The following is an 18,974-nucleotide window of genomic DNA, read 5'->3' as shown; positions in this document are numbered from 1 at the left end:
TTTAAAGTTAATTTTAATTATGAAAACAAGATTTAATAAATATATAGTAGTTTCATTATTACTGGTTTTGGGGTTTTCTTCGTCTTGTAGTGATGATTTTTTAGAAGAAAAAAAGCAGTTTAAATACTACGATGAGAGCTTTTTAGAAAGTGAAACCCGCGTTAATCAATACGTAAATAATTTATACTATGATTTTTATGATGGGTATAAAACACCTACGGCAGTTAGGGTAGCTTCTTGGACTACAGCTGAAACCTCCTATACAGAAGAAGTGGGAGGAATTTCAAATCTAATTAATCCAAATGTAACTTTGCAAAATGCAGCGGATGGTTCAACCTATTATGGGACTACTTTAGGGTCAACACTTAGAAACGAACCTTATACCAGAATTAGGGATTGTAATTTTTTGTTGGAAAAATTGGATGTAGTTGGAGCCGCTTTATCAAAGACTTTTCGTGATCAAATAAAAGGACAAGTATATTATTTACGTGGATTACAATATTTTGATTTAATGCGCATGTATGGTGGTGTTCCTATTGTAACTACAGTTCAGGAAGCATCTCCAACAGATGAATCCATTAAATTACCCAGAGCTACGGTAACTGAAGTAGTGAATCAAATAGTTGCCGATTTAGATCAGGCGGCTACTTTATTGCCTCCAAATTGGGATGCGGCTAATTACGGTCGTTTTACTAAAGGTGCTGCTTTAGCTCAAAAATCAAGAGTGTTATTGACTTATGCTAGTCCACTATTCAATAAAAATTGGGATTCAGCAACAGATCGTTGGGATAAAGCTTTGGCAGCAGGATTAGCTGCTGAAACACAGTTAACTGCTGATGGCTATGGCTTGTATGGAACAAACGCCAAACAATGGGCAGAAATGTTTTATATTAATAATAACTCTTTTAATAAAGAAGCTATTACTATTAAACTTTTGGCTGATGGTACTACAGCATTGTATTCAAACAATTCTTGGGAAAAATCAATTCGACTTGCTAGCCAGGGAGGTGTAGCTGGTAGTGGTGTAAAAGTACCTAAACGTATGATTGATTTGTTTCCTATGAAGGATGGAAAACGCCCTACAACTTCTACTACTTATCCATATAATGATTTCTTGTTTTTTAAAGATCGCGATCCACGTTTTTATAGAACTTTTGGTTTTTCAGGCTGTGCTTGGCCTTATAATAATGCTACAGGAGCTACAGTCCAAACAACTGTTTGGGCATATCGTTGGGCGGTAAGTAGTGCTTCTAATACAGCTTTTGGGTTTAGTATGGGTAATGATGTTCCAAGTCCTGCTTTTGTTCGCAAGATGTCAAGCCCTACAGTTGCTAATACAAGTAATTTTCAATACTCAGGTACTGATATTATGGAATACCGTTATGCGGAGTTGTTGTTGAATATTGCTGAATGTTACGCTGCTAAACAAGATATATCAAATACTTTAGCGTATTTAGGAAAAATAAGACAACGTGTGGGGATTCCTTCAGCAGATAATTATGGAATTGGGACATTGGCTGATAAATATGCTGCAATTGAAGCAGTGCTGTATGAACGTAGAGTAGAGTTGGCTTATGAAGGAAAACGTTTTTGGGATATCCAGCGTTGGATGTTATATAGTGATGATAGTTCTGTAAATCAGGATGCTACAAATGTAAAGCTTGGTATTGCTGATATAAACGGAACACAGCGTATAGGGAATTATTTACATTATAAGAATGGGTTTAGCCCAGTAAATACAGATCCATTGACTGCTGCACGTGCAACAATATCAGTAGATCCGGATGCTGCAAATTTCGAGACTCAAATAACAGCTTTAGCTACTTTTTATACGACTAACTTTGAGTTGAAATCTCCGCCAAAAGCGATGGATGATGTTAGTGGTACACCAACTAATATTCTATTTAGACCGAATTATTATATTATGGGGCTTTCTCAAACTGTTTTGGCACAAAACCCATGGTTAATACAAAATAAAGGTTGGAATGGTGCATCTGGAGAACAAGGAACTTATAATTTTCAAGAATAAATTTTAAAACTTAAAAATGCCTGATAATTTTCAGGCATTTTTATTAATACCTTAATAAAACGTTAACATTAAATTAGACTTTTCACCTGTATTTCTTCAAAAGATACAGGTGATTTGTTTAAATCGAATTATCAAATTAAAATTAACATGAAAAATTCAGCATTATTTGTATTGCCTCTTTTGCTTTTGGGAAGCATAAAATGTTTTGCCCAATACCCAAAAATTAGCCCCGAAATTAAGGAACAACAAGACGCAATTATTAAGGAAGCCAACAGACTTTCTGACGAAGCCTGGGAAAAAGCATTAGTTGTCATTGAAGAAGAAGCGAAACACGGTAAACCTTTTATTCCATGGGCATCAAGACCAACAGATTTACCACAGGCGTCTATACCTGCTTTTCCAGGAGCTGAAGGAGGAGGTATGTACGCTTTTGGAGGACGTGGCGGAAATGTCTATGTTGTAACAAGCTTGGAAGATCGTGGGCCGGGAACTTTACGTGAGGCTTGTGAACAAGGTGGAGCAAGGATTGTAGTATTCAATGTGTCAGGAATTATCAGAATCAAGAGCCCGTTAATCATTCGTGCACCTTATATCACAATTGCAGGACAAACTGCTCCGGGTGATGGTATCTGTGTGGCTGGTGAATCAGTGTGGATTGATACTCATGATGTTGTAATCAGGCACATGCGTTTTCGCAGAGGAGAAACTTTTGTAGGTCGTCGTGATGACGCTATCGGAGGAAACCCTGTTGGAAATATCATGATCGACCACGTTTCTGCAACTTGGGGATTAGATGAAAACATGTCTATGTACAGACATATGTATAATCCTGGTGCTGGTTATCCGGAAGTTAAAGTAGGTACAGTAAACATTACCATTCAAAACAGTTTATTCGGAGAAGCTCTGGATACGTACAACCATGCTTTTGGAAGTACTCTGGGTGGAGAAAACTGCTCTTTCATGAGAAATATGTGGGCAAACAATGCAGGTCGAAACCCGTCTATCGGATGGAACGGAATTTTCAATTTTGTAAATAATGTTGTTTTCAACTGGTATAACAGATCAACAGATGGTGGTGATTATACAGCTAATTATAATATCATCAACAACTTTTACAAACCGGGACCTGTAACGAATTTAAATGAGCCTATCAGTTATAGAATCTTAAAACCGGAATCAGGAAGGAGCAAACTGCCTTATATGGTTTTTGGAAGAGCTTATGTAAACGGAAATATCGTTAACAATAACGATAAGGTAACCAAAGACAACTGGGACGGAGGTATTCAGATTGAAAACAAAAAAGGGGAATTAATGGGCTATGATGAAGCTAAAACCTATTTCGATAAAATGAAAAGCGACAAACCTTTCCCAATGCCTTGGTTTCGTCCTTTTATGAAAGCAGATGAAGCTTATGAATTCGTGCTGAAAAATGTGGGAGCTACTTTGCCAATCAGAGATAAAGTTGACGAAAGAATCGTAAGAACTGTTAAAACAGGAGTTCCTGAATATGCAAAAGGTTTAGAGAAAAAGACTTTCTATCAGTTTGAACACAGACGTTTGCCGATGGATTCATACAAACAAGGAATCATTACAGACATTTCGCAGGTAGGCGGATATCCTGAATACAAAGGAAAACCTTATGTTGATACAGACAAAGACGGTATGCCGGATGCATGGGAGAAAAAATACGGTCTGAATCCAAAAGATCCATCTGATGCAAAAGGAGATTTAAACGGTGATGGCTATTCTAACATTGAAGATTACATCAATGGTGTAAACCCTGCCATCAAAGTAGACTGGACAGATTTAGCTAATAATAAAGAAACTTTGGTAAGACCTTTGTTAGATTTAAATTAAAAAAGTAAAGTTAGGTCATAAAGTTTAAGATAAAACTTTTGACTTTATGACCTTTGACTTTAAACTAAAATAATAAATAAGATGATGTCGATAAAAAAAATAAGTCTGCTGTTTTTGTTTTTCGCCTTTTGCAAATTAAGTGCACAACAATACGCAGATCCGGAATATATCAAGGTTACGAACGAAAGAGCGGCAAAAATTGTCGAGAAATTGGCCTTGAATAACAAAGAAAAAGAAACCGCTGTAACGAATATCATTGCACAGCAGTTTCGTGATTTGAGTAAAATTCAGGATACTAGAGATGTAGAAGTTAAAAAAGTAAAAGAAGACAGCAGTTTAGCAAAAGATAAGCAAAACGAGAAAATTGATAAATTGAAAGCCGATGCCGACAAATCAATTGACAAACTGCATAAATCTTATTTGAAAAAATTAGGAACTCAGTTAAACGAAGCAAAAATTACCGAGGTAAAAGACGGAATGACTTATGGAGTACTTCCAATTACGGTAACGGCTTACAATGATATGATACCAACTTTGACCGAAGTCCAAAAAAAGTATATTTATGATGCTTTAGTTGAAGCAAGAGAACATGCTATGGATGGTGGTTCATCGAAAGAAAAGCATGCCTGGTTTGGTAAATACAAAGGAAGAATCAACAATTACTTGTCTAAAGAAGGTTATGATTTGACCAAAGAACGTGAAGGCTGGAATAAACGTATTGCCGAAAAAGAAAAAAATAAAAAGAAGGAATAACAGCTATTTTTAATAATAAGTGTAATTTTAACATTTTTAAATTAAACCTTTTATCGATTACAGTATCCAACTAGTCTAACTTATAAATTTCAGACTAACTCATGCAGAACAATTTCCAAAAAAACATTCTTAGAAGAACAATTATGGCAGTGTCCTTTTGTTCTTTTTTTTCATCAGCCTATGCTCAGTATCCTGATATTCCAAAAACGCTTCAGGAAAAAACTGATGCGATGATGAAGGCCGAAAGTGATCGTTTGGATCAGATTTGGAAAGCCAATGAAAACATCATCAAAGCCGAAGCTTTACAAGGACGTCCTTATGTGCCTTGGGCATCATTACCAACCGATTTAGTTCATGCCGATATTCCTGCTTTTCCCGGTGCAATGGGAGGCGGAGCTCAGACGCCAGGTGGCCGTGGAGGTAAAATATTTGTTGTCACAAGTTTAGAAGACAGCGGAAAAGGAACTTTTCGTGAAGCGCTCGAAGCTGTTGGAGCTCGTACCGTAGTATTTAATGTTTCGGGAATCATTCGCCTTAAAAAACCAATTACCGTTCGTGCGCCTTACATCACGATTGCAGGACAAACCGCTCCGGGTGACGGAATCTGTGTTGCGGGAGAATCTGTTTTATTAGACACACACGATATTATCATCCGCTATATGCGTTTTCGCCGTGGAGAAACCGAAGTGACCCGTCGTGACGATGCTTTGGGAGGAAACGTAATCGGAAACGTAATTATCGATCACTGTTCCATGAGCTGGGGATTAGACGAAAATATTTCGTTGTATCGTCACCAGTTTCAGGCAAATGAAAAATCAAAATTAGAAAAACTGCCGGCTGTTAATGTGACCATTCAAAATACCATTTCAGCAGAAGGTCTGGATACTTACAATCACGCTTTCGGAAGTACTATTGGTGGTTTGAATAGTATGTTTATCCGTAATTTATGGGCCGATAATATTTCGAGAAATGCCTCAGTTGGAATGTACGGAAGTTTTAACTTTGTGAATAATGTTGTTTTCAATTGGTGGAACCGTACGCTTGATGGTGGTGATTACCGTTCGCAATACAACATTATCAATAATTATTTCAAACCAGGACCAATTACGCCAGCCGATCAGCCGATTCGTTATAGAATCATCAAACCGGAATCAGGTTATATCAGCCCAAAACAATACGGAAAAGCTTTCGTTGATGGGAATTACATAGTGAATTCTCCTGAAGTAACAGCTGATAACTGGAATGGCGGAGTACAATTGGAAGACCAGTCAGCAGAAGCAACCAAAGACTTTCTGGCACAAATAAAATACCCAAAAGCTTTTGCAATGCCACCAATTTCAATCATGAAAGCAGAGCAGGCTTATGATTTTGTATTGAATAATGTAGGAGCCACTTTACCAAAAAGAGACGCTGTTGACGAAAGAGTGATCAAACAGGTTCGTACCGGAAAAATAGAAGTAAAAGACGGTCTGGAAAATACAATTGGTAAAGAATTCATCAAAAGAAGATTACCTGCCGATTCATATAAAAAAGGTATTATCACACATCCGAACCAGGTTGGAGGTTATCCGGAATACAAAGGAAAAGCCTATAAAGATTCAGATAACGACGGAATTCCGGATGCCTGGGAAAAGAAATTTGGCTTAAATCCGAATGACGCTTCCGATGCCAACAAAGACAGCAACGGTGACGGATACACCAACTTAGAGAAATATTTCAACGGAATTGATCCAAACAGTAAAACAGACTGGACAAAATCAGAAAATAATACAGATACATTGTCTAAAGTTTTATTGCAGTAAAGATTAATAGAGAATAGAAGAAAAAATTATAGAAAATAGAATATAGAGAATAGAAAAAAGAGAGAACTCATCATGAGAAAATCTATATTCTTTATTCTATTTTCTACATTCTAAAAGAAATCTAAAATTAAAATGAATTTTATTCAACTCAAAAATATCATAACAAAACAGGATTTACTTATGTTGTCCTGTTTTGTTATTTTCTTTAGTGCCAATATCAGCACGGCACAAAACACATTCCCCGATATTACAAAATCAAAAGAAGGAAAACTCGAGCGTACCGCTGATGCAAAAGGAAACCAGATTCCCGATTTTTCTTTTGCCGGATATAAAGCCTCTTCGGTAGCGATTCCTGATGTAGCCATTAAAGTTTTTGTACCACACATCGATGGAGATGCCACAAAAACAATTCAGACAGCGATAGAGTATGTTGCGAAATTGAAAGCCGATGCAACAGGTTTTAAAGGAACCGTACTTTTAGACAAAGGAACCTTCAAAGTTTCGGGCGAAATCAATATCAAGGAAAGCGGAATTGTATTAAGAGGAAGCGGTTCAGGAAATAACGGAACCATACTTTTAGGGACTACAATCAACAGAAAAGCAATCGTCAATATCAGTGGAATTAATAACCGTGTTTTTAAGGAAACGACAGAATTAGCGACTAATTACACGCCACTTGGAGCAACTGTTTTAACGGTAAAAAATGGCAACGCCTTCAAAAAAGGAGACCATATTGTTATCAACACGCCCATCACAAAAAACTGGATTGAACTTTTAGGAACTGCTGATTACGGAGGAGAAAGCGGATGGATTGGATGGAAAGCCGATGATTTTGTCATTCGAGCCGACAGGGAAATTACAAATGTTCAGGGGAATAAAATTACGATTGATTCACCATTGACAAATGCTTTGGAAGAAGAATTATCCAAATCAACGGTAGTAAATTATATTTGGTTTGGCCGAATTAATAACGTCGGTGTAGAAAACCTGACTTTGAAATCAGAATATGACACAACAAATCCCAAAGATGAACAGCACCGTTGGACAGGAATTTCTGTTGAAAATGCTGAAGATGTTTGGGTACGACAAGTCAATTTTGAACAGTTTGCAGGAAGCGCGGTTTCTATTTTAAAAACAGCCAAAAGAATTACTGTTGAAGATTGTATTTCCTTAAATCCAATTTCAGAAATCGCATCACATAGAAGAAACACTTTTTATACAGAAGGACAGCAAACCTTGTTTCAGCGTTGTTATTCTGAATTCGGTTACAATGATTTTGTGGTTGGAGGCTACGCTACTGCAGGGCCAAACGTCTTTTTGCAATGCGAATCACATCTGCCGTACAGTTTCAGCGGATCTGTCGGAAGCTGGGCAACCGGAATTCTTTTTGATGTTTCCCTAATTGACGGAAATGCCATTAGTTTCAAAAACAAAGAACAGGACGGTAGAGGTTTAGGCTGGAATGTTGCCAATAGTGTCATCTGGGAAACTTCAGCATCTAAAATAGAAAATTACAATCCGCCAACAGCCAACAACTGGGCATTTGGAGTCTGGGCGCAATGGGCAGGAAACGGACACTGGAAAGACGTCAACAATCACATCAGTCCAAGAAGTTTATTCTATGCTTTATTGCAACAGCGTCTGGGTAAATTACCAATGGATGCGCAGATTATGGATTTAGGTTCAGAACCTTCTTCAAGCCCGACAATTGAACAAGCTACAGTCTTAACCGCCGAAGCTTATAAATTAAATGAAACCTTAAAAGAGTTTATTACTAAAGCATCTACTCGAAATCCAATTTCAATCGATTATGTTAAAGCAAAACGTATTGACGAAGTAAAAGCCGATGCAGTTACGAATACCAATACCGATAAAATTACTCTGACCAATGGATTATTAACTACCTCAAAAGGAGTTATTACCGGAGAAGTTGTAGATGTGCCGTGGTGGAGAGGAAGCTTGCGTGAATCGGAAGTTTCAAAATCAAGACCTCACATTACCCGATTTGTTCCGGGACATTATGGATTAGGTTATACCGATAATCTGGAGGAAACAGTAAATTATTTAGTCGAAAACAATAAGTCGGCAATCGATCACAATTACGGACTTTGGTACGAACAAAGAATGGCAGATCACGAACGAATCCGAAGAATCGATGCTGATGTGTGGGCACCATTCTACGAACAGCCTTTCGACAGAAGCGGACAAGGAATTGCCTGGGATCATTTGAGTAAATACGATCTAACCAGATACAACGCCTTTTATTGGAACCGATTAAAAACCTTTGCAGAGTTGGCTGGTCAAAAAAATAAAATACTCTTAAACGAAAATTATTTTCAGCATAATATTTTAGAAGCAGGAGCACACTGGGCAAGTTCCTCTTGGCGTCCGGCCAATAATATCAATACCACAGGATTGCCGGAACCACCGCCTTATGCAGGTGATAAAAGGATTTTCCTTGCCGAACAATTTTATGATGTAAAAAATGCCGACATCAGAAAACTGCACGTAGCATTCATCGAAAAAAATCTAGAAAATTTCAAAGATAACGCTAACGTGTTGCAATTGACAAGTGCCGAATATACAGGCCCTTTAAGTTTTATGCAATTCTGGATTGATGTCATAGCCAATTACGAAAAGTCACATCAAAATGAATCCAAAATCGCTTTAAGTGCTACTAAAGATGTTCAGGATGCCATTTTAAATGACAGCGAAAGAGTGAAAACCGTTGATGTAATTGATATCAGATATTGGTATTATAGAGAAGACGGAACATTGTATGCTCCGGAAGGCGGAAAAAATCTCGCGCCACGCCAGCATGCCCGTAAAATCAAAACCGGAAAAGAAACAGACGATCAGGTGTATCGAGCAGTTCGTGAATACAGAGAAAAATATCCTGAAAAAGCAGTCTTATATTCCACGATGGGAGCACCACGATTTGGATGGCCGGCATTAATGGCCGGAGCCTCTTTGGCAAATGTTCCAAAAATTGAACTTTCTGCCTTTCATTCTGCCTTAACTGGTATGAAGTTTGCAGAAGGAACTACTTTTTCAGACAAGCTCTGGACACTGGAAAATAAAGGGAATGCCTATCTTTTTTATCTGAAAAACGATCAGGATGTTTCGGTCGATTTATCGAATCAAAAAGGAACTTTTGAAGTGTATGCAATCAATGCTTCCAATGGAAATATCACGAAAAAAGCAAATATCAGCGGAGGAAAACAAGTTGTAATTCCGCAGTCAGAAATCAAAGAAAAAGTACTATTTGTAGTGAAGAAAAATTAACCAAGTTTTGTCATTGCGAGGAACGAAGCAATCACATAACGAGAGCAACTAGTGAGATTGCTTCGTTCCTCGCAATGACTAATAAATCATAATTCAAAATAAAAATAAAATGAACCTGAAATATCTATTTGCCCTAAGCATCAGCTTTATGTTGACAGCACAAACTGGTTTTTCGCAATCTAAAAACCTGCCTAAACTAAAAGTTTCACCAAATCAGCACTATTTTGTTACCGAAGACGGGAAACCTTTCTTTTGGCTGGGCGATACAGGCTGGCTGGCATTCAGTAAACTGGACAGAGAAGGTGTAAATAAATATTTTGAAGACCGAAAAGCAAAAGGTTTTAACGTAGTTCAGGTAATGGTATTGCATAATTTGAATGCCGTAAATGTCTATGGTGATCAGGCATTGATGAATGATAATCTGGCGGATCAAATTACTTCACCAGGAAATGATCCCAATAATGCTCCAGAATACGATTACTGGGATCACGTAGATTATACTTTGGAAGTAGCTCAAAAAAACGGAATCTATGTGGCAATGGTGCCAGTTTGGGGAACCAACGTTTCAAAAGGAAATAAAGTCAGCAAAGAACAGGCGGTTAAATACGCTAAATTTTTGGCAGACAGATATAAAAAGAGAACCAATGTAATTTGGTTAAACGGAGGCGATACCAAAGGAAATGAATTTCAGGACATTTGGAATGCTATCGGAACAACCATCAAAACCAATAATCCGGATCAGCTGATGACTTTTCACCCTTTTGGGAGAACCGATTCCTCAGAGAATTTTCATAATGCAAGCTGGTTGGATTTCAATATGTTCCAGTCCGGACATAAAACCTACGCACAGGAAACTGATCCGACAGCCTTCAAAGAAGACAATTACAAATTCGTTTTAAGAGACTGGGATTTAAAACCAACCAAGCCAACACTGGACGGAGAACCATCTTACGAAGGAATTCCACACGGATTACACGACACTTTACAGCCAAAATGGAATGCTAATGATGTACGTCGTTACGGCTATTGGTCTGTTTTTTCAGGAGCTTCGGGCTACACTTATGGACACAGTGCCGTAATGCAGATATTTAGAAAAGGAGATAAACCAGCCTACGGAAACAAAATGTTGTGGACAGATGCCCTCAATGATCCAGGAGCCGGACAAATGATTTATATCAAAAACCTGATGTTGGAATTTCCATTCACAGAAGGAACAGCTGATGCTTCGATAATTGCAAATCAAGGCGAAAAATACGATTACTTACCAGCAATAAAAGGAAAAGAGTACGCTTTGATTTACACCTATAACGGAAGAAAAATTACAGTGAATATGGGTAAAATCACAGGAGATAAAGTAACCGCAAGCTGGTACAACCCAAGAAACGGAGAAAAAACACAGATTGGAATTTTTGACAACAAAGGCAAAAAAGAATTCCAGCCTTCCGGCAAAAAAGAAGACGGAAACGACTGGGTTTTAATTCTAACTTCAAAAAAATAAAAAAATAGCTCTCGCAGATTTTGCAAATCAAGCAGATAAAAAATCCCGCACAATCAGCCAAATCTGCGAGAGCCAAAAATAACAACACAATGAAAATCAAAAACATTATAATTCTACTCTGCTTCATAACCGGAATTAATTCAGCTTTTGCTAATGACGGCTGGCTAAACATCCTAAACGAAGGCGGAAACAACAAAGGCATAAAATGCACCGAAGCCATTCAAAAAGCCATCGATAAAGCTTCAGCAAATGGTGGTGGAACTATCTTTTTTCCGGCTGGTGAATACCTGACAGGCGCCTTAAAACTAAAAAGCAATATCACCATCCATTTAGATTCTGGTGCGCTTTTAAAATTTTCAGAGAACTTCGATGACTACCTTCCGTATGTCGAAATGCGTTATGAAGGAATCGTGATGCAGTCATTCTCCCCATTATTTTATGCCAAAGATGTCGAAAACATCACCATCACAGGAAGGGGCATAATCGATGGACAGGGAAAAGCATGGTGGAATGAAGTCTACAGAATCGAAACCGCCAAAGGTCCGATTCCCGAAACCAAATACCAAAAAATGTGGACCGAGCAAAACAAAGGAATTGTTTACGAGCCATATTACAAAAGAACGATTGACAAACACTTTTTTAGGCCTTCTTTTTTCCAGGCTTATAATTGCAAGAATATTTTGATTGAAGGCGTAACGTTCAAAAACTCGCCTTTCTGGACGATCAATCCTGAATTCTGTGACAATGTAACCGTTACCGGAATCTCGATTTTCAATCCGCATTCCCCAAACACAGACGGAATCAACCCTTCGTCCTGCACCAATGTTCACATTTCAAACTGCCACATTAGCGTTGGCGACGACTGCATCACCATCAAATCGGGTCGTGATGCAGACGGCCGTAAATACGGAAAAGCAACAGAAAATGTAACCATCACCAACTGTACGATGTTAAGCGGTCACGGCGGTGTCGTAATCGGAAGCGAAATGTCAGGCGGAATCAAAAAAATCACGATTTCCAACTGCGTTTTCGACGGAACCGATCGTGGAATCCGTATCAAAGCGGCCCGTGGACGAGGCGGAGTTGTAGAGGACATTCGCGTGAGCAATATCGTAATGAAAAATATCAAGGAAGAAGCCATTATTTTGGATCTTTTCTACGATAAAGACAATCCGGTTGAACCTGTTACCGAGCGTACGCCGATTTTCAGAAACATCCACATCAGCAACGTTACGGGCGGAAATGTCAACAAAGCCGGATTCGTTCGCGGAATTGTTGAAATGCCAATTCAAAACATCACGTTCTCTAATATCAACATGGATGGCAAAGAAGGTTTCACTGTAAACACCGCCACCGATGTAGAATTTCACGACGTAAAAGTAAACGCAACCGTAGGTTCATCTTTCAAAATTCTGGATGCTAAAAACCTGATTTTGGACAACGTAGGATCTTCAACGCCAATCAAAGAAGTGCCGGTTATTAAAATCGACAATGCATCAAATATTATGATCAACAACAACTTTCCTTTCAACGCCACCGATGTTTTCATCGAAGCAAACGGAAAGGATACAAAGAATATTTTCCTTAAAAACAATGTATTCAGCAACGTAACCACAACCGTAAAAAAAGGAAAAGATTTGGATAAAAAAGCAATTTCAGAATAGACTAATAATGTAACACGAATTTCACAGATTGGCACAAATTAATTGATGTAAATAAAAAATGGCACTAAAATATTAGGAATACAAAGCTTAGCGCTTCTTTGCGTAAACCTTTGCGAATCTTTGCGGTAAAGTTTTGAGTTAGTTAAAATGAATAAAGAAGAATCTGTGATAATTTGTGAAATCTGTGTTTAATAAGAAAACATGAAAAAAATATTCATCATACTAACGCTTTCACTTTTCGCTCTAAGCTATTCCCAGAAAAAAAAGGAAATTTTCCTTTTCACCTCTTTCAGGGAACCCGCTACCGAAGGTTTATATTTAGCTTATAGCGAAGACGGCTACAACTGGAAAGGTTTTGAAGGCTCATTCCTAAAACCTGAAATCGGGGCCAGCAAAATCATGCGCGACCCGTCCATCACAAAAGGAGCTGATGGAACGTATCACATGGTCTGGACAACAGATTGGAAAGGCGGAAACGGATTCGGATACGCCAATTCTAAAGATTTAATTCATTGGTCGGAACAACAATACATTCCGGTAATGAAACACGAACCCGAAGTTGTAAACGTGTGGGCGCCCGAGATTTTTTATGACGATGTCAAAAAAGAATACATCATTATCTGGGCTTCGACAATTCCTTTCCGATTCGAAAAAGGAGTTGAAGATGAAAAAAACAACCACAGAATGTATTACGTAACGACTAAGGATTTCAAAACCTTTTCGGATACGAAATTATATTATGACCCAGGTTTCAGTGTCATCGATTGTGTCATCGTAAAAAAAGGCAAAAAAGATTATGTTTTGGTGCTAAAAGACAACACCAGACCGATGCGAAACATAGAAGTAGCTTTCGGAAAATCACCTTTAGGCCCATTCGAAAAAAGATCAAAACCCTTAACGGAATATTTATCAGAGGGACCGACGGTTGTAAAAGTCGGTAAAAACTGGTTACTCTATTATGATAATTACGGATCCAAAAATTACAAAGCCTTAAGCACTTCTGATTTTGTACATTTTGAAGATGTTTCCACAAAAATAAGTCTTCCCGAAGGACACAAACACGGAACCATCACAACCATTTCCGCAGAAGTTCTAAAAGGATTAATTGAAAAGAAATAATTTATCTTCAACAGACCTAACAGGTTTTCAAAACCTGTTAGGCCTCAGGAGTTATCAAAATAAAAGCAATGATTGCATTTCAAAACATAAAAACCAATATCGTAACAGGAACAGCTCTTTTGTTAAGCTGTGTTGCAGTCAATTCGGCGCAAGCCCAACAGGACACGATACGATATACAGGTAAAACCCTTTCCAATGTTGATTACCACCACGGGCAATTGAGTCCTGCAGTTGGTGTTCACGCCACACAAATTATGCGTGCGAGCAGAGAACATCCCGAAAAAGCAGACGGTTTCGGATGGACATACAACCATCAGTCAATGATGGCGTATTGGAACAATACTTTTTATCTGCATTATTTGAGCGACCCGTCAGGCGAACACACTCCGCCGAGTCAAACTTTTATAATGACTTCCAAAGACGGAGTTACCTGGACAAAACCAGCCGTGCTTTTCCCAATTTACCACGTTCCCGACGGATTCAAAAAAGAAGGAGTAGAAGGAGTTGCCAAAAACATAGATGCCATTATGCACCAGCGTATGGGCTTTTATGTTTCCTCCGATAACAGATTATTAGCGATAGGCTATTACGGAGTGGCATTAGACAAAAAAGATGATCCCAATGACGGAAAAGGAATTGGACGTGTCGTGCGTGAAATCTACAAAGACGGAACTTACGGCCCGATTTATTTTATCCGATACAATAAAACCGGAAATCCATTGCCAACGACTTTTCCATTTTTTACCAAAAGTAAAGACAAAAAGTTTATCAAAGCCTGCAATGAATTGCTTTCTAAACCATTGTTAATGCAACAATGGGTGGAAGAAGCTGATCGTGATGATGAATTGATTCCGTTAAAAAAACAATACAAAGCGTTCAATTATTACCATTTGCCAAACGGAAACGTAGTTGGTTTATGGAAATTTGCTTTAACTTCCTTAAGTAAAGACGAAGGTAAAACCTGGGAATACATACCGGTAAGAGCCCCTGGATTTGTAAACAGCAATGCCAAAATCTGGGGACAAAAAACCTCCGATAACCGTTATGCAACAGTTTATAATCCTTCGGAATACCGTTGGCCATTGGCGATTTCAACCAGTGACGACGGACTGAATTATAAAGATTTATTATTAGTTCACGGAGAATTGAGTCCGATGCGTTACGGAGGAAACTACAAATCTGCCGGCCCTCAATACGTTCGCGGAATAAATGAAGGAGATGGAACTCCGCCTGACGGAAAACTTTGGGTAAGTTACAGCGTAAACAAAGAAGATATTTGGGTAGCATCTGTTCCTGTTCCTGTAACCAGCGAAGTAAAAGAAAATGCTAACGATGTTTTCAATGATTTGCCAAACGGCGAAGAATTAAAATTATGGAACACCTACGATTTGTCCTGGGCTTCCACCAAAATCGAGAAGAAAACAGACGGCAAAAAATGGCTGACACTAAGAGATCAGGACTTTTTTGACTATTCTCGTGCCGAGCGTGTGATTCCGTTTGCACAAAAAATGGAAGCGACTTTCACCGTAAAACCGGAACAAAATAACCACGGTTTACTGCAGGTGGAATTCCAAAACAAACAAGGATTACCAGCGATTCGTATTGTTTTCGATTCAGATGGAGAAATAAAAGTAAAACACGGAGCCCGTCATGGCGGATTAGGGAAATACGAAGCCGGAAAAGACTATACGATTACAGTCAAATTAGACGTAACTTCTCGTTCGTATACTGTAAAAGTGAATGACGGCAAAGAAACCAATAAAATATTCTATGCTCCGGTTGATGGAATTTCACGTATTATGTTCCGCACAGGCGATCAGCGTTACACACCCAATGCTGACACCGAACCGGATACGCCGGATTTTACCGATTTACCGGATACAGGAAAATTAATTCCGGAAGCGGTTTTTAATATTAAATCATTGGTTACGAAAAAATTGTAAGATTGAATAATTAAAAGATTAAAAAATATAAAATTAACCACATAGAATCATAGAAAAAAGAGAGTTTTTAAGCCAATATATTGGTTCGCATAGCTCTGTTTTTTATAAAAAGTGAAACGCCTTTTTTATTCAGAAAAAAATCTATGTTTCTATGTGGTTAAAAATAGGTTTAACGATTTAAAAAAATCTGCGTGTAAAAAATAAAACATGAAGAATTTCAAAAACATAGTATTCCTCTTTTGTCTTTTAGTAACTTTCATTACTAACGGACAAATCTCTGCCGAAAATTTGACTTGTGAAATGACCCAAAATCCATTGGCTTTCGTTTCAAATCAACCGCGATTAAGCTGGCAATTGATTTCAAAAGAATCAAACGTAACTCAATCAGCCTATCAGATTTTAGTCGCTTCATCCGAAGAAAAACTAAAAAAAGGTCAGGGCGATATATGGGATAGTGGAAAAGTCAATTCCGATAAAAACCTGCAGATTCTCTTTGGCGGAAGCCTATTAAAAACAGAAACCAAATATTTTTGGAAAGTCAAAGTCTGGAACCAGAAAGACAAAGCTTCTGCTTGGAGCAAAACTGCCTCTTTCAGAACGGCTTCTGCAACATCCGATTTGAATCCAACTTGGATTGGAGCTATTACCAAAGCCGACAGTCATTTGCCGGAAGGCAGAACTTATCACACCGCCACTTTTAACCGTGCCAAAAAAGACTCTTATATCAACGCTTCCGATTCGTTGTCAAGAAGAAGTATTATGCTTCGCAAGTCTTTTTCGGTTAACAAAGAAATCAAAGAAGCTGTGGTTTACATTTCAGGTTTAGGGCATTACGAACTAACCATCAACAGTAAAAAAATTGGAAACAGCGAGTTTGCTCCTTTGTGGACGGACTACGACAAAAGCGTGAATTATAATATTTACGAGCTAAACGCAAAAGCATTAGAAAAAGGCGAAAACGTAATTGGCGTACTTTTAGGAAACGGAATGTACAACACGCTGGAAGCGAGATACACCAAGTTTTTTGTGAGTTTTGGGCCTCCGACTTTGTTTTTCAAAATGAAAATTACCTACAAAGATGGCTCTTCCGAAATCATAAAATCAGATGAAACGTGGAAATACAGCAAAAGCCCAATTACTTACAATAGTATTTTTGGAGGAGAAGATTACAATGCTAATTTAGAACAAAAAGGCTGGAATAGTAAAGGATTCAATGATGCCAATTGGAAAAAAGTAGTCGTTCAGGAAGCCCCAAAAGGTGTTTTGAGACCACAGACTACATCACCAATTACAATCCAAAAACAATACGAAGTTAAAACGGCAAAAGAGCTGAAGCCTAATTTCTATATCTTTAATATGGGACAAAATCTTTCGGGATTCACCAGCATAAAAGTTAAAGGGAAAAAAGGACAGACCGTTCGCGTTTGGGTGGGCGAAAGCCTGAACGAAGACGGAACCGTTAGTCAGGGGAAAACCGGAAAACCGTATTATTACGATTACACTTTGAAAGGCGAAGGTACCGAAGAATGGACACCAAGATTCAGTTTCTACGGATTTCAATACGTGCAGATAGAGAACATTAATTATAAAGAAACGAAGAATGAAAATCTTCCGACATTGTTAGATTTAAAATCGAATTTCATTTACAATTCGGCAGGTGAAGCCGGAACTTTTGAATGTTCGAACGACATTTTCAACAAAACACATTTGCTGATTAACAATGCCATAAAAAGTAATTTTCAAAGTGTTTTTACCGACTGTCCACAACGTGAAAAACTGGGATGGTTAGAGGAAATTCATCTGAATGGTCCTGGATTATTTTTTAATTACAATCTCGAAAGTTTCATTCCTGCTACGATGCAGAATATTTCCGATGCACAGCGCGACAATGGATTGATTCCGTCCATCGTTCCTGAATATGTGGTTTTCGGAGGTGATTTTACCGATTCTCCCGAGTGGGGCGTTACGGGTATAATCCTTCCTTGGATGTATTACGAATATTACGGCGATGCTTCGTTAATCGAAAAATATTATCCTGTAATGAAAAAATATGTTGATTATTTAGGAACAAAAGCAACGAATCATATCGTGTCTCACGGATTGGGGGACTGGTACGATTATGGAACACATCCTGCGGGTTATTCCAAAAACAGTCCGATTGCGCTTTCTGCAACTTCGCACTATTTTTATGGAGCCAGTTTGGTTGCAAAAGCTGCTAAATTATTCAATAAAACAGAGGATATTGCAAAGTATGAAACTCTGACTGTAGACATTAAAAAGGCTTTTAACGACAAATTTTTTAATCCCGAAACCAAACAATACGGTACCAGCAGTCAGTTTAGCAATGCCGTTCCAATTTTTATGGATATCGTAGAACCGCAATACAAACAAGCGGTGATGGATAATTTATTGACTGACATCAAAGCCAAAGGTGACCGACTGACCACAGGAGATGTTGGAAACCGTTATTTGTTTCAGGCTTTGGCACAAAACGGGCAAAACGAAACGATGTACAAAATCAACAATCATTACGATGCACCGGGCTATGGTTTTCAGATTAAATTTGGTCTGACCACTTTGACTGAGCAATGGGATCCTACAAAAGGAAATTCCTATAATCATTTTATGATGGGACAAATCGAAGAATGGTTTTACCAAAGCCTTGCCGGAATCGTTCCAGATGCTGAAAATCCGGGATTCAAACATTTCTTTATTCAGCCGGAAGTTGTGGGCGACATGACTTTTGCGAAAGCGACTTACGAATCCATTTACGGAAAAATTGCTTCGGCTTGGGAGAAAAAAGACGGAAAATTAATTCTGAAAGTAGAGATTCCGGCGAATACATCAGCGACAGTAAAATTACCAGTTGATAAGAATTCTGAAATAAAAGTCAACGGAAAACTGACTGAAAATTTAAAATTAGGATCAGGAAAATATACAATTGAATGTAAATTATAGCTTCTACAGAGAGACCTAACAGGTTTCCAAAACCTGTTAGGTCTGATAGGAATTCACAATAAATAA

The 18,974-nt window shown here is 38.2% G+C and carries 10 protein-coding genes; all 10 read left to right on the top strand.

Annotation, left to right across the window (positions count from 1 at the left end; genetic code table 11):
• The first annotated feature begins 19 nt into the window (after positions 1 to 19).
• The 10 genes from GWR14_RS05130 to GWR14_RS05085 all read left to right on the top strand — a co-directional run bounded on the left by GWR14_RS05130 (position 20) and on the right by GWR14_RS05085 (position 18,908).
• Positions 20 to 2,029: a RagB/SusD family nutrient uptake outer membrane protein gene (locus GWR14_RS05130; RefSeq protein ID WP_163407972.1), complete on the top strand. Its 2,010-nt coding sequence runs from the start codon at positions 20 to 22 to the stop codon at positions 2,027 to 2,029.
• Positions 2,030 to 2,176: 147 nt separating this feature from the next.
• On the top strand, positions 2,177 to 3,886 hold the full coding sequence (locus tag GWR14_RS05125) for a pectate lyase family protein (RefSeq protein WP_163407970.1): 1,710 nt from the start codon (positions 2,177 to 2,179) through the stop codon (positions 3,884 to 3,886).
• Between the two features lie 81 nt (positions 3,887 to 3,967).
• On the top strand, positions 3,968 to 4,639 hold the full coding sequence (locus tag GWR14_RS05120) for a DUF3826 domain-containing protein (protein WP_246236283.1): 672 nt from the start codon (positions 3,968 to 3,970) through the stop codon (positions 4,637 to 4,639).
• A gap of 143 nt (positions 4,640 to 4,782) precedes the next feature.
• Positions 4,783 to 6,441 carry a polysaccharide lyase gene (locus GWR14_RS05115; protein WP_246236282.1) on the top strand — a complete coding sequence of 553 codons (1,659 nt, stop codon included), beginning with the start codon at positions 4,783 to 4,785 and terminating at the stop codon, positions 6,439 to 6,441.
• A 132-nt stretch (positions 6,442 to 6,573) separates the two neighbouring features.
• Positions 6,574 to 9,726 carry a DUF6298 domain-containing protein gene (locus GWR14_RS05110; protein WP_163407967.1) on the top strand — a complete coding sequence of 1,051 codons (3,153 nt, stop codon included), beginning with the start codon at positions 6,574 to 6,576 and terminating at the stop codon, positions 9,724 to 9,726.
• Positions 9,727 to 9,835: 109 nt separating this feature from the next.
• Entirely contained in the window at positions 9,836 to 11,224 is a 1,389-nt protein-coding gene (locus GWR14_RS05105; RefSeq protein ID WP_163407965.1) for a glycoside hydrolase family 140 protein, read from the top strand.
• 89 nt (positions 11,225 to 11,313) lie between these two features.
• Positions 11,314 to 12,888 carry a glycoside hydrolase family 28 protein gene (locus GWR14_RS05100; RefSeq protein WP_163407963.1) on the top strand — a complete coding sequence of 525 codons (1,575 nt, stop codon included), beginning with the start codon at positions 11,314 to 11,316 and terminating at the stop codon, positions 12,886 to 12,888.
• 201 nt (positions 12,889 to 13,089) lie between these two features.
• Complete coding sequence (locus tag GWR14_RS05095) at positions 13,090 to 14,007, top strand: glycoside hydrolase family 43 protein (RefSeq protein WP_163407961.1); 918 nt, start codon at positions 13,090 to 13,092, stop codon at positions 14,005 to 14,007.
• Between the two features lie 68 nt (positions 14,008 to 14,075).
• On the top strand, positions 14,076 to 15,950 hold the full coding sequence (locus tag GWR14_RS05090) for a sialidase/neuraminidase family protein (protein ID WP_163407959.1): 1,875 nt from the start codon (positions 14,076 to 14,078) through the stop codon (positions 15,948 to 15,950).
• Between the two features lie 207 nt (positions 15,951 to 16,157).
• Positions 16,158 to 18,908, top strand: a complete 2,751-nt coding sequence (locus GWR14_RS05085; protein WP_163407958.1) for a glycoside hydrolase family 78 protein — start codon at positions 16,158 to 16,160, stop codon at positions 18,906 to 18,908.
• Positions 18,909 to 18,974: the final 66 nt, after the last annotated feature.

The organism is Flavobacterium ajazii, assembly GCF_010614725.1.
GTDB classification, from domain to species: Bacteria; Bacteroidota; Bacteroidia; order Flavobacteriales; family Flavobacteriaceae; genus Flavobacterium; species Flavobacterium ajazii.
The sequence above is the reverse complement of the archived record's forward strand: the minus strand, read 5'-3'. Positions and strand labels throughout refer to the sequence as shown.

What these genes read in the sequence shown, in the direction of transcription:
- GWR14_RS05130 (WP_163407972.1), top strand. Translation starts at nt 20, where the DNA reads ATGAAAACAAGATTTAATAAATATATAGTAGTTTCATTATTACTGGTT.
- GWR14_RS05125 (WP_163407970.1), top strand. Translation starts at nt 2,177, where the DNA reads ATGAAAAATTCAGCATTATTTGTATTGCCTCTTTTGCTTTTGGGAAGC.
- GWR14_RS05120 (WP_246236283.1), top strand. Translation starts at nt 3,968, where the DNA reads ATGATGTCGATAAAAAAAATAAGTCTGCTGTTTTTGTTTTTCGCCTTT.
- GWR14_RS05115 (WP_246236282.1), top strand. Translation starts at nt 4,783, where the DNA reads ATGGCAGTGTCCTTTTGTTCTTTTTTTTCATCAGCCTATGCTCAGTAT.
- GWR14_RS05110 (WP_163407967.1), top strand. Translation starts at nt 6,574, where the DNA reads ATGAATTTTATTCAACTCAAAAATATCATAACAAAACAGGATTTACTT.
- GWR14_RS05105 (WP_163407965.1), top strand. Translation starts at nt 9,836, where the DNA reads ATGAACCTGAAATATCTATTTGCCCTAAGCATCAGCTTTATGTTGACA.
- GWR14_RS05100 (WP_163407963.1), top strand. Translation starts at nt 11,314, where the DNA reads ATGAAAATCAAAAACATTATAATTCTACTCTGCTTCATAACCGGAATT.
- GWR14_RS05095 (WP_163407961.1), top strand. Translation starts at nt 13,090, where the DNA reads ATGAAAAAAATATTCATCATACTAACGCTTTCACTTTTCGCTCTAAGC.
- GWR14_RS05090 (WP_163407959.1), top strand. Translation starts at nt 14,076, where the DNA reads ATGATTGCATTTCAAAACATAAAAACCAATATCGTAACAGGAACAGCT.
- GWR14_RS05085 (WP_163407958.1), top strand. Translation starts at nt 16,158, where the DNA reads ATGAAGAATTTCAAAAACATAGTATTCCTCTTTTGTCTTTTAGTAACT.